We start from the raw sequence: 11,381 nt of genomic DNA on the forward strand, positions 1-11,381 counted from the left end.
ATGTACTAGAAATTAATATTTGTCAGACTTGGTTAGTAAAAATAACCTAAAATATCGACATATGCCCCAATAAAGCAAGCCATTAACTATCTAACAACCATTTAACAAAAAGTCAACAATTAAAATGAAGGGAAAGTGCGGCTAAAAAATAATGCTTTAAATGACCGCACTTTATTTGCACAATATGAAGAGAAAATATTCAAACAACCGGGCTTTTTCAAAAAAGGGTTTGACATATTTTCAAAAAAACGTATTATACCGCCCACGCACTGATTGTGGTGAGATGGCCGAGTAGGCTGAAGGCGCTCCCCTGCTAAGGGAGTATGGGGTCAAAAACTCCATCGAGGGTTCGAATCCCTCTCTCACCGCCATTTGCGATTTTATTTATTCTGCACCCGTAGCTCAGCTGGATAGAGTACTCGGCTACGAACCGAGCGGTCAGAGGTTCGAATCCTCTCGGGTGCGCCATTTTGAAGCGGCTCTATCTTCTAAATGGTTAAGGATATTTAAAACGTCACTACGCACCCGTAGCTCAGCTGGATAGAGTACTCGGCTACGAACCGAGCGGTCAAAGGTTCGAATCCTTTCGGGTGCGCCATTTCCCTTTCTTCCTTATTCTTTTTATCTCTTATAAATTTCCTTATTTTTAAACCGTTTTATCGTTCTTCACGGTCATCAATAGTTTTCAACAAGTAATTTCCATTGATATCCGCCAGGCTACGGAAGCCCACATTGGTAATTTTGTAAGGATAAGCGGTGTTGTAAATCACATTGTCATGGTGATGCCCATGAAAAATATGCCTCACGCCCATTTTTTCGGCAAGCACATTAATCACTTGAAAGCCCATAGGATGGGGTTTTGGCGCTTCGTGACAAATTAAAATATCTGCCTGTTGATTTTCAAGGATTTCAATATCGGAGGGGAAGATAGAAGTGCGATGACGCAGTGGCACGCCACCACGCCAAATTTTTTCTTGTGGACTATATTGACAATAATGAATCGGGTCAAAAAACATCGGGCGATTTGGCGGCATCCAGATTTGTCCACGGAATACCCCGCCTAATCCGGCAATACGAACCCCTTGAATGGTTTCGACCCGATTATGTAAATTGCGATATTTCCATTTCGATTCCCAAATCGCATCAAAGGCAGCAATGGTTTTGCTATCGTGGTTGCCGTGGATAAACCAAATATCACAATATTGCGCTAATTTTTCCAGTTCATCAGGTGAAGAAAGTTGTAAGTCGCCCAAAATAATCAGGGCAACATTGTCGTTTTCTTGCACGAAAGGGTAGAGATGCTCATAGTTTCCGTGGGGATCACCTGCAAATAGTATCATTTTATTTACTCTTTAAGGTTTTAGGACCGTTTTGTAAATTGTCCAATTCTTCTTCATTTAATATTTTTTCAATCACCAATTTCACTTGATTGTAACGCTCTAAATAGCTTGGTGATTCAATCTCAATGTAAGGCACTTTGTATTTATCTAACAATTTTTTAAGCAGTTGTTGGAATTGTTGACGTTGTTTTTGAGAGCCTAGGCTGCGTAATCCATCGTCCACCCATTTGGTATTATTTTTTAGCAAAATGGTGACATCAAAAGGATATTCTTTGATCATCGAATCAAGGAAGGGGTGGGCTTTGCCTTCGTATTGAATACAAAATGCCTGTGTAGTAATAAAATCCGTATCAATAAAAGCGATTTTATGGGCATGGCGAACTGCATAATCAATATAACGTTGGTGTCCCAACGCCATTTGTGGGTAATCTGAGTACTGCATCGCCTGTTCATCACCACCGAGCTTTTCAAACACGAACTCACGCCCATATTCCCAGGCAGAGGTGGTGTTAAATACGGCAGCAAGTTTGTTAACTAACACAGTTTTACCGCTGCTTTCCCCGCCTAAAATTGCCACGGTTTTGGCAAAAAATGGACGGACCTCTTTCGGGATAAATTTCCAATATTGGAAGGGGGTCGTGCGAATTTTCGTGGCGGATACATTAAAAAATGTGCGATCAGGATCGACCAAAGAAACGTCTAAACCTAAATATTTTTCGTAAGGGGCTTTATCTTGCGGTTCACTACTAAAAACCACGGAAGGTTCAAATTCTTTTTCTTTGAATAGCGTTTTTACCGCCTCGCTCCATACCTGCCAGCCGTTAGGGTAACTCGGAATACCGTCCTCAATTAAATGATGAATAAAAATCTGATTTTTTTGGTATTTGAAGATTTGTTGCATCCAACGCAAACGATCTTGCACCGTAGGCATACGCTTCATTTTACTATCATAAAAGAGTTTCAAATCACGTTCGGTATCACTGCACACAATCACGTGCAATTCATCAACCTTACTAAACGCCTCATAAATCATATTAATATGACCGGTATGAACAGGATAAAATTTCCCAAAAATAACACCGATTTTTTTCTCTTGGCTTGCCGACATGGTTTACCTACCAATCGCATAAGGACTAAGTAGGCGTATTGTAGGCGAAATGAAAATATTTTTCACGTTCTGATTTTTTACTTAATGATTTTAGGCTATACTCTTATGCGCATTCTCAGGGCAGGGTGAAATTCCCTACCGGCGGTAAAGCCCGCGAGCACTTAAAAGTGCGGTCAATTTTAACCGCACTTTTGAGGTTAGCAGATTTGGTGAAATTCCAAAGCCGACAGTATAGTCTGGATGAAAGAGAATAAAGCGGATTGGATCCCCAAGCCGTTCTTTTTATTTGCATTTCTCAGCCCTGATTCTGGTTAATTTTAAGTTAAGAAATAAAGGAAATTACGATGAATCAGTCCATTTTATTCCCATTCGGTGCGACCGCCGAAGAACGTGTACTCAACGCTATCCAAGCATTCAAAAAGGGCAATGGTGTATTGGTTTTAGATGATGAAAATCGTGAAAACGAAGGGGATTTAATCTTCCCGGCAGAAACCATCACTACCGAACAAATGACAAAATTAATTCGTTATGGCAGTGGTATCGTGTGTTTGTGTATTACCGAAGAACGCTGTCAGCAACTTGATTTACCGCCAATGGTGGAAAACAACAACAGCGTGAACAAAACGGCGTTTACCGTGACCATTGAAGCCGCAGAAGGGGTAGCCACCGGGGTCTCCGCTGCTGATCGCGTTACCACGATTCGAGCGGCTGTTGCGGATAATGCTGTACCGACCGATTTACACCGCCCCGGTCATATTTTCCCCCTTCGTGCGGTAAATGGCGGTGTACTTGCTCGCCGTGGGCATACAGAAGCCTCTGTCGATCTTGCCCGCCTTGCGGGATTTAAACCGGCTGGTGTGATTTGTGAAATCACCAATGACGATGGTACCATGGCACGTGCGCCTGAAATTATTGAATTTGCACAAAAATTTGGCTATGTGGTACTGACAATTGAGGATTTGGTCGAATATCGCCTTGCTCATCAGGTTTAATTAAAAAGAAAAATGTCCGGATAGCTAGGGGGGAAGTGCCATAAGTATTACTAAATTGACTTTATAGGAGACAACGTGAATTTATTGCTTTTAACTTTTGGACAAAAATTAGAAAACCATTATCAAGCGGTTTTTTGTATTCTGACTTTTTTAAAAGATCCCCAAATAAAAAAGATCATCATTGTGACGGATTATCCGGCGTTTTATGATTTTCTAGGCAATAAAGTCAAGATCATATCAATTAATGAAAAAACGTTAGAGGATTGGAAAGGGAAGAATGATTTCTTTTGGCGTATAAAAATCAAGGCGATAGAACTTGTGGTACATCAATATCCGGATAATCATTTATTCTACGTTGATTCAGATACGTTTTTAGCCTCAAATCTACAGAGTGTTGTTCAAAAATTGGATGAAAATATTGGGCTAATGCATACTTTCGAGTATAAATTATCCGGTCAAAACCGGAGTAAAACCACAAGAGGGATGTTTTCAGTACTCAATGGTAAGGTATTTTTTGATATTACCATTAATCCACAAAGTGAAATGTGGAATGCCGGTGTCATTGCTTTACCAAAAACGTGCGCTAAAGAAATAATTAACCTTTCTTTAAATCTTTGTGATGCCATTTGTGCAACGCCCTGTCCTCGTCGTTTGGTTGAGCAGTTTTCCTTTTCTTTAGCGATGAATCATTTGACTGAATTATCCTCCTGTGAGGATGTGATAGGTCACTACTGGGGCAATAAACCTGAATGGAATCAATTTATCAGCCAATTTTTTGTCAATGCGTTATTAAAACAAAAAACACTTGAGCAATGTGTGGAGGAATTACGGGCGTTTAATTGGCATAGCTTGCCATTAGAAAAGAAATTACGTTCCACTAATTCAACGTTAAAGCGGTTAATTGATAGGTTATTTCCACATAAACATATTAAATATTTTTAGGATAAGGCAGTGTATTTTGGCATAGCGGGAGATTTATTGAGCAAGTCAATTCCTTTTAAGAAATCTTTAATCATTCCCTCTTGCTATCACAAGTATCAAACTGAATTTTATATGCGCTTAACGTATTGAACGTGATAAATAGGGCTAAAACCTTTATAGCAAGGCTTTAACCCTATTTGATCAACAATTTTTCTAGGATGTATTTTTATTCCTATAACATCACTAAATCGGATCTAATCCCAATACCTTCCGCCCATTAAGACTGGCGATATCGACCATCGCATCCAAATGCGGGAAACGACAACCTGCTGCGAGCAAACTTAACTCTTGCCATAAATCCCCTTCGCAGAGTGGCACCATATAATCACAGATATTATCTGTTCCCAAGGCAACCGTAATCCCTTCTGGGATCATCTCATCAGCCGGGGTTAACGCGTTATGAAACGGCATTAAATCTTCTTTACGATTACTGTCAATCCACGCCATTGGGCAGGCTATCATCATCATTTTTGCCTGACGCATTTTTTCGTAAAGTTTATAACGATATTCTTTTGAATGAGAGCCGATTGAAATACCGTGAATCCCCACGACCCGTCCTTCCATACCGTGTTCAATGGTTTTATCACAAAGTTGTTCGGTTTCTTTTTCACCGGGATGGTTAAATTGATCCACGTGCACATGGCACATAATGCCAAGGGATTTTGCTTTATCGAGCAAAATATCCATCGCCTCAAGCCCCCGACCATAATCCACCTCATCACGATAAGGTAAACCGCCAATCATATCCACCATTTCCGAGCCGATATCAAACCATTTTCTCGCCGTGGGTTCGATCACGCCTTTTAAGGTCTGGTTGGCAAATTTAAGAATAATATCGTGTTTATAGACTTCACGGGCTTTATGGGCGGCAATAATCGCCCGATCTTCACAAATGGGATCAATATCCACAAAAGTGCCGAATGCCGTCACCCCTTGGGAAATCATTAATTCAATAGATTGACAAAAACGAGCATAATAGTCATCCACACTGGATGTCCGTTTTACTTCGTCCACCAAATCCCATTTTTGTTGTAAATTACTGCTATGATAAATACCGATTTTTTCTGGGGTCATCGTAAAAGCACGATCAGCGTGAGCGTGAGCATTCACCCATCCCCCCTTTTTAATGATTTCATCACGGATATAGGTTTTAAAACTACGAACATGGCTTTTCATACAAACTCCATAACAAGAATGAGGATAAAAAGACGAGAAGCGTATTAATTGAAAGGCACGACAAACGTGGCGAGAAGCATTGTAATAATGTTATGAAAAACTCACGGATTTTCATTAATAACATCTTTTCAGTCTTAAACTGGGGCGCAAGTATAAAGGGTTAAACCTCAAAAAGCTATTCATTTTTAATGATGAAAATAAGGCGAATTTCCCTCACGTCTATTTTTCAAAAAATGAATTTTCACGTTTAAACACATCCAAAAATAACCCAAGTGGAGGACGTTTTGAAGATTGTTCCTGATAAGTGCGGTCAAATTTTTTGTAATTTCCTTTTCGGTCAATATGATACTGCATACCGTTTGGTTGAATTAACACATTCCAACGATAATTAGAAACAAGCACCCAATCATCCCCCTTCAATTCAAATAAGTTACGCCCTTGCGAATAATCATTAAGAGGATTTTGAACGTTAAAAAGATTCATCATCAATGCCGGCAATACATCAGTATGGCTTGTCAGCCCCTCTACGATTCCCACCGGCAAGTCTTTCCAATAAACCAACAACGGCACTTGAATTTCATCGCGCCCAAAATAATTGAAACGCTCTTTTTCGTTCATTTCGTTGAATGTCACCCCGTGTTCTGCGGTAATAATCACCACCGTATTGTTGAGAGGCGTATTCACTAATACGTCTTCAATCAGCCGATCAATTTGCCCTAAAGTGCGGTCATATTCTGCTTCGTTTTTAGCTTGTAGTTCAAGATTAAGATAAGCAAACCAAGCCTCATTCGTTTTTCTTGCCATCATAAATTTATTGAAATTTTTGACCGCACTTTCGTTGCCTAATTTACTTTGAGGCAATTTCATCCCCCGGAATAATGCCTGACGGAAAAGACTCTCCTTAAAATTTGTTGCGGAAAAGAGACCAAATTGATATTTCTCCGCACGCAATTTTTCAATCAATACAGATGGTGTGTGATTACTTAAAATACTGTCCGTATAATTGGCGTTTAAGCCATAGAATAACCCGACCAAACCGGCACTATTCGTATTACCACTACTGTAATGATGAGTAAATTGGGTTGAACTGGTGGCGAATTCTGCCAATTTGGGCATTTTCCCATTAGAGATCGCATCATAACGCAAACCGGAGACCGTGATAATTAACACATTCGGTTTCTCTGCCATTGGGGCAAAACTGAGCTTATTTTTGGGATAATCAATTTTTAAGGCATCTAATCGTCCTTCCCGCTCTAATTTCTGCGTGTATTGTTCGCCGTCCAATAAACCGTGTTTTTCTAAAAAAGAACGAGCCGTCATTGGATAGGAAAGGGGAAAGTTTGAACGTTGCATCGTGATAGGGCGATACACATACGCATCAGCCCATGCATAAATCAAATGGGTAGCAATAAAGGTTAAAGTGAAAAAAATCCCCACTTTCTTCAACCATTTTTGGCGTTCCAAGCTACGAAGTTTTTCCCAACTCCAACGGGAGAAGAGCATCTGTACCAGTAAAATCATCGGCATTGGTGCAAAGAAAATCTGCCAGTCACGAGACATTTCACCATTTTCCGGGTTCACCAACAGATTCCACACCACCGATGACAAATGTAAATTAAACCGGTGAAATACTTCTGTATCAAAAAGCAATAATGTCGTGCAAATCGTGGAAAGAATCACCGTTAAACCACGAAAAGTGCGGTGATTTTTCACAATAAAACTTAACGGAAAAATCACCAATAAATAAATGGCAAAAACACTAAAACTGAAATGCCCAAACAAGCTGACGAAAAAATAAAGTTTGCCGCCAAGGGTATCCGGCCAATCAATCAGGAAGGCATAACGTGCGCCGATCAAAATGGCAATAATGATATTAAAAAAGGCAAACCAATGTCCCCACGAAATTTTTTGCGAGGTTTCATCACGGTATTGTTTTCCACTAAATGTGCCTTTTTTAAACCACATCATATTAGTGCGTTTTCACTGCGTTAATCAAAGAATGAGAAAAGACCTCTGCCAAGGCTTCCCGCTGAGTTTGCGGCACACTGCTGGTAAGCAAATTACTTGCCATATGACCTAATGCGATCAGAGATAAATCCACCGGCGCTTTATGTTTCTCTAATACAGCAATCATATCATTGACAATAGCGCTCAATTGCGCATCGGAATATTTAGAATGTTGAGCCATTTCGTTAAAAATAAGAGATAAAAAACTAGCCCTATCATACCCGATTATTGACAAGATCCTAAATAATTTCTTTTTTCTTGCTGAAAAAGTGAGGTTATAATTTGCTACGTTTTTGAAAGAAGGAAAATAAAATGAGCATTACCGTAAACCAAATTGTGCTGCACCAATTAATCAAACGAGTTGATGACGAAAATACCAAAATGGAAAGTATTTTGCGTGACGACTTGCTGACGATTACACCAGAAGTAGAGCAAATGATGTTGCAATTACACCAAGGTTATCAAAATAAAGCCAAAGCCTTTGGCATCTTCCAAGAAAATTCTGTTTTTGCACAACATTTGAACCGTTTATTGGAACAAGACATCGCATTTTTAGGCTTTAGCCAATATGCAACGAAACTCTTGGCGGATGAACTAAGCAAATATAATTTTGCTGATAGTGGCACGCTGATTTTATGTCAATATAATTTCTTAGCTACCGATTACTTGTTTATTGCCTTATTGGACAGTCGTCACAGTATGCTGGTAGATGAACATTTGGATATTCGCCGCACAGAATATCTCGACATCACGCAGTTTGATATTGCAGCACGGGTAAATCTGACCGATTTGCAGGTAAATGCCAATTCCAATCGCTATTTAACCTTTATTAAAGGTCGTGTAGGACGCAAAATCAGCGATTTCTTTATGGATTTTTTAGGGGCTGAAGAAGGGCTAAATCCACAAGTTCAAAATCAATGCTTATTGCAGGCGGTGAGTGATTACTGCGAACAAGGCAACCTCAACAAAGAGCAAACTCAAGCGGTGAAAAAACAAGTTTTTGAGTATTGCAAAGGACAACTTGCCGGCGGTGAAGAAATTGAATTAACGGAACTTTCCGAAAACTTACCCACTCTAAACGAGCAATCTTTTATTTCCTTTGCCGAAACACAAGATTACGGACTGGAAGAAAATATTCCGCCTGTGCGTTCAACATTAAAATCGCTCACAAAATTTTCCGGTTCAGGCAAAGGGGTGACATTAAGTTTTGATGCGGACTTACTTAATACCCGTATTCATTGGAACCCAACAGCTGATGAGCTAACAATTAAAGGTTTACCGCCTAATTTAAAAGACCAATTACAAAAGTCACTGAAATCAGAGAATTAGTTTGGCAAGCGTATTAACTTTGGGTATTATTATTTCGCTAAATTTGCAGAAAAATAAGGTAAAGAAAAATGCAATTTAAAACTCTTTTTAGCGCAGCAGTCTTGGCATTCAGTCTTTCTGCTTGTTCCACTGTTGAAAAAGTGGTTTATCGAATTGATGTGCCGCAAGGCAACTATCTAGAAGCGTCTAATGTTGCACAAGTCAAACAAGGGATGACCGTTCAGCAAGTCCAATACTTACTCGGAACCCCTGTCTTAATCGATCCTTATAGCAATTCCACTTGGTACTATGTGTTCTTACAACAACGTGCATACCAATCACCGGAACAATATACCTTCACAGTAAAATTTGACCAGCGCGGTACCGTGACTGAAACGAATTTAGATAAACCGTTGCCCGAAGTCATCTCACAAAACGAAAATAACACGATTATTGAGCGTAAGGGTGACGCCACAAAAAAATCTTGGTGGAAATTCTGGTAGCCTTTTTATTGCCTGCTCAGCAGGCATTTTCCTTTCTGATGTACTAAATAATAATTTCAAGAGGCGAGATCATGTCCAAGATTTTATTAGTTGATGATGATACCGAACTAACCGATTTACTTTCAGAAGTCCTCTCTTTATCCGGTTTTAATGTCGATGTTGCCAATAATGGACAAGAAGCACTCAATAAACTGGAACAAGATTATTCACTCATTCTATTGGATATCATGATGCCGGTATTAAACGGTATCGAAACGTTAAAACAAATTCGCCGCCGCTCTAATATTCCTGTGATGATGCTTACCGCTCGTGGTGATGATATTGACCGTGTACTAGGCTTAGAGCTTGGTGCCGATGATTATTTACCAAAGCCTTTTAATGATCGTGAATTAGTCGCTCGAATTAAAGCGATTCTACGTAGAAGTGAAAGTAACGCTCTAGATACCGCTGAAAATACCCAGGGAATACAAAAAGAAGACGACCATTGGATTCATTTTTGCGGGCTTAAACTTCACACCAAGTATCAACAAACATTCTATAAAACACAAGAACTGTCCCTTACTTCCTCGGAATATGCCCTCCTTGAGGCACTGATTCTTTCCCAAGGAGAACCTATTACACGTGAAGAACTCAGTATGAATGTGCTAGGTAAGCCACTTACCCCTTTTGACCGTTCAATTGATATGCATATGTCAAATTTACGCAAAAAACTCCCCCCAAGAGAAAATGGGCTACCTTGGTTTAAAACCTTACGAGGTCGGGGATATCTTTTAATTAGTGAGTAATGATATACCATGCAGTATCAAAATAAATTTAGTTTAAACCAACTTACCATCCGCACCTTTATCGTATTTTGGTTGGGATTCTTTGCCATGATGGCACTTGTGGTTACACTACCGTATTTGGATAGTACGATTTACTCTTCATTACAAGAGAAGGAAATTGCCTACTATCAAAAAAAGATTGCAGAATCAATCCGTAACAATAAAATTAAATCGCTAGTCGCCAAAATGCCGATTTTACCAATTGATAAATCGGCGAGTCCCCGACCTGTGCTGTTTGATCCTAACAAGAAAGAAATTCTCGGCGCATTTAATGATGAGAAAAACTATGTTTATCGCTTTATTGATAATGCCAATGAATTTGCACACCCGATGAAAAAGAATTTCAACGATATTCAAATTGCAGGCCCTTTTCAGATTTATTTAGATGACTTTAGTGACCCCTTTTCACTCTTTTTTATCTCTCGAGTAAATCCATATCAAGAAATTTTACGGTATATGATTGATTACCCAATCGTGCTTTTTTTGCTTACCGTATTCATTACCAGCCCATTATTATGGTGGTTCACCTACACTATCGTAAAACCCATCTCACGTTTACAAAAAGCGGCTAATTCTATTGCTCTTGGTAATTTTGAGGTTGACCCACAATTAACCAAACATGGACCGATTGAACTTCGCCAAGTGGGACAAAGTTTTAATCGAATGGCTAAATCAATTAGCAATTTAATCTCAAACCATCAAAATTTACTTTCCTCTATTTCTCACGAACTCAAAACGCCCCTTACCCGATTACAATTAGCGACAGCACTTATTCGTCATCAAACAGGCGACAACCTTGCCGTGAAGCGAATCGAAAAAGAAATTGAACGAATGGATAAAATGATAAATGAGTTATTACTTATTTCTCGTCAAAAAATGAATACTCAAATTGAACGAGATATTTTCCCGGCAGAAAATATTTGGAATGAAGTAATACAAGATGCACTTTTTGAAGCGGAGCAACAAAACATTAAATTTGAACAAAACATCAATTTACCAAATAAAAACAATGATCAAATTTTCCTTAACGGCAACATTAATTTATTGCAAAGTGCGGTCGAAAATATTGTTAGAAATGCGTTGAAATACACAAAGGATAAGATCAAACTTAGTATTTTTATCCAAGAAGAAGAAGAAGAAGA

Annotated in this window: 10 protein-coding genes, 3 tRNA genes, 1 pseudogene and 1 riboswitch; of the genes and pseudogenes, 9 read left to right on the forward strand and 5 right to left on the reverse strand. The window is 39.2% G+C overall.

Annotated elements, in window-relative coordinates:
* Nucleotides 1–277 precede the first annotated feature (277 nt).
* The 3 genes from BKK50_RS00685 (at nt 278) to BKK50_RS00695 (ending at nt 598) form a co-directional block, all read left to right on the forward strand.
* Nucleotides 278–371, forward strand: a tRNA-Ser gene (locus BKK50_RS00685).
* A 20-nt stretch (nt 372–391) separates the two neighbouring features.
* Nucleotides 392–468: transfer RNA gene (locus BKK50_RS00690), tRNA-Arg, on the forward strand.
* Between the two features lie 53 nt (nt 469–521).
* Nucleotides 522–598 (forward strand) — tRNA-Arg (locus BKK50_RS00695).
* 58 nt (nt 599–656) lie between these two features.
* Here BKK50_RS00695 and BKK50_RS00700 read toward each other — a convergent pair.
* Complete coding sequence (locus BKK50_RS00700) at nt 657–1,340, reverse strand: metallophosphoesterase family protein (RefSeq protein WP_077414362.1); 684 nt, start codon at nt 1,338–1,340, stop codon at nt 657–659.
* A 1-nt stretch (nt 1,341) separates the two neighbouring features.
* Nucleotides 1,342–2,561 (reverse strand): annotated as a pseudogene (nadR, locus tag BKK50_RS00705) (multifunctional transcriptional regulator/nicotinamide-nucleotide adenylyltransferase/ribosylnicotinamide kinase NadR).
* Nucleotides 2,556–2,704, forward strand: a riboswitch (FMN riboswitch). It overlaps the preceding pseudogene by 6 nt.
* An 88-nt stretch (nt 2,705–2,792) precedes the next feature.
* On the opposite strand from nadR, the gene ribB reads away from it, so the two are divergent.
* On the forward strand, nt 2,793–3,440 hold the full coding sequence (ribB, locus tag BKK50_RS00710) for a 3,4-dihydroxy-2-butanone-4-phosphate synthase (protein ID WP_077414366.1): 648 nt from the start codon (nt 2,793–2,795) through the stop codon (nt 3,438–3,440).
* 75 nt (nt 3,441–3,515) lie between these two features.
* Nucleotides 3,516–4,382, forward strand: coding sequence for a hypothetical protein (locus BKK50_RS00715; RefSeq protein WP_077414368.1), 867 nt, complete (start codon nt 3,516–3,518; stop codon nt 4,380–4,382).
* A 222-nt stretch (nt 4,383–4,604) separates the two neighbouring features.
* On the opposite strand, the gene BKK50_RS00720 is transcribed toward BKK50_RS00715, so the two are convergent.
* The 3 genes from BKK50_RS00720 to BKK50_RS00730 all read right to left on the reverse strand — a co-directional run bounded on the left by BKK50_RS00720 (nt 4,605) and on the right by BKK50_RS00730 (nt 7,785).
* Nucleotides 4,605–5,597 (reverse strand): amidohydrolase family protein, encoded by a 993-nt coding sequence (locus BKK50_RS00720; RefSeq protein WP_077414370.1) that lies wholly within the window; start codon nt 5,595–5,597, stop codon nt 4,605–4,607.
* 219 nt (nt 5,598–5,816) lie between these two features.
* Nucleotides 5,817–7,565, reverse strand: coding sequence for a DUF3413 domain-containing protein (locus BKK50_RS00725; RefSeq protein WP_077414372.1), 1,749 nt, complete (start codon nt 7,563–7,565; stop codon nt 5,817–5,819).
* Between the two features lies 1 nt (nt 7,566).
* Nucleotides 7,567–7,785, reverse strand: coding sequence for a YejL family protein (locus BKK50_RS00730; RefSeq protein ID WP_077414374.1), 219 nt, complete (start codon nt 7,783–7,785; stop codon nt 7,567–7,569).
* Nucleotides 7,786–7,916: 131 nt separating this feature from the next.
* On the opposite strand from BKK50_RS00730, the gene yejK reads away from it, so the two are divergent.
* From yejK to BKK50_RS00750, 4 genes are all read left to right on the forward strand, one after another.
* Nucleotides 7,917–8,933: a nucleoid-associated protein YejK gene (yejK, locus tag BKK50_RS00735; RefSeq protein ID WP_077414376.1), complete on the forward strand. Its 1,017-nt coding sequence runs from the start codon at nt 7,917–7,919 to the stop codon at nt 8,931–8,933.
* A gap of 68 nt (nt 8,934–9,001) precedes the next feature.
* The gene (gene bamE, locus BKK50_RS00740) at nt 9,002–9,415 is read left to right on the forward strand and encodes an outer membrane protein assembly factor BamE (RefSeq protein ID WP_077414378.1); all 414 of its coding nucleotides are present in this window, start codon (nt 9,002–9,004) and stop codon (nt 9,413–9,415) included.
* A 71-nt stretch (nt 9,416–9,486) separates the two neighbouring features.
* Nucleotides 9,487–10,200 carry a response regulator gene (locus BKK50_RS00745; protein ID WP_077414380.1) on the forward strand — a complete coding sequence of 238 codons (714 nt, stop codon included), beginning with the start codon at nt 9,487–9,489 and terminating at the stop codon, nt 10,198–10,200.
* Nucleotides 10,201–10,209: 9 nt separating this feature from the next.
* A partial coding sequence (locus tag BKK50_RS00750) for a HAMP domain-containing protein (RefSeq protein WP_077414382.1) occupies nt 10,210–11,381 on the forward strand: 1,172 nt, incomplete at its 3' end.

The sequence above is a fragment of the Rodentibacter rarus genome (assembly GCF_001998965.1).
Classification (GTDB): Bacteria; Pseudomonadota; Gammaproteobacteria; order Enterobacterales; family Pasteurellaceae; genus Rodentibacter; species Rodentibacter rarus.